We start from the raw sequence: 932 nt of genomic DNA on the forward strand, positions 1-932 counted from the left end.
CTGCGCGTTGCGCACCGACACCTGATCATTCAGGGTCCAGAAGTCATACAGCACACCAATAAAGAACAACCCGCCGGTCAGCAGATACAGCAACCCGCTGATCCACTTGCCCTGGTACATCCGGTGCACGCCGAACACGCCCAGGAACGTCAGCAGAATCCACGCCACGTTGTATTCGATCGGCCCTGCGGTGAAACGCAGATCCGCCTCGCGATCCATCGCCGGGATCAGGAACACGTCGATCAGCCAGCCAATGCCCAGCAGACCGAAGGTGAAGAACCAGATCGTCCCGGTCACCGGCTTGCCGTAATAGAAGCGGTGAGCGCCCGTGAAACCAAAAATCCACAGCAGATAACCGATGATTTTGCTGTGCGTATCTTGCGGTGCAGCGACCTGCTGATAGCGGTTCATGAAGACCTCGATTCACTCGATAGATAAATTTTCTTTAATTCTTTGTGACTTTTTTACAGGGAGCCGACGTACGGCAAATGTTACTGTGTCGTCCGTCAAAGCCTTATACCACCGGACTTCTGTCGGACAATCGCGTCCATTTGCCGCTTGTTTGGTTCCGTTGCCTCCCGATTGAATCGACCAACGGCCTCGGTAGGGACAAAAAAGCTGTTATAAAGTTGCGCGCTACCACCTAAGAGCCACGCCTAATGCGACCATTTTTCAAGACATGGCTAACTATTTGCCTATTAATGCCACTGGCCGCCCACGCCACCAATCGTGAGCAACGTCTTCCCAACGTCAACGGTTTCACCCCTAAATCCCATGCTTCGGCTCCTTCGAGCAAGAGCAGCAAACAAACGAAACACACCACGCTTGCCAGCAAGAGTCACGGCAAGCTGGTGCCACCGATGGCCAACAAGGAAAGCAGCAACGTCCTGAGCCGTGCGGTGAACGTCCTCGGTACTCCCTACCGTTGGGGG

General features: G+C 54.3%; 1 protein-coding gene and 1 pseudogene. One reads left to right on the forward strand and one right to left on the reverse strand.

The features are described 5' to 3' along the window. On the reverse strand, positions 1–411 hold a 411-nt coding region (locus HT737_RS30265), incomplete at its 3' end, for a TM2 domain-containing protein (RefSeq protein WP_182404659.1). A 248-nt stretch (positions 412–659) separates the two neighbouring features. On the opposite strand from HT737_RS30265, the pseudogene HT737_RS30270 reads away from it, so the two are divergent. Beyond that, a pseudogene (locus HT737_RS30270) lies at positions 660–932 on the forward strand (peptidase P60); the annotation flags it as partial.

The sequence above is a fragment of the Pseudomonas sp. MD195_PC81_125 genome (genome assembly GCF_014060985.1).
In the GTDB taxonomy this organism is placed as follows: domain Bacteria; phylum Pseudomonadota; class Gammaproteobacteria; order Pseudomonadales; family Pseudomonadaceae; genus Aquipseudomonas; species Aquipseudomonas parakoreensis.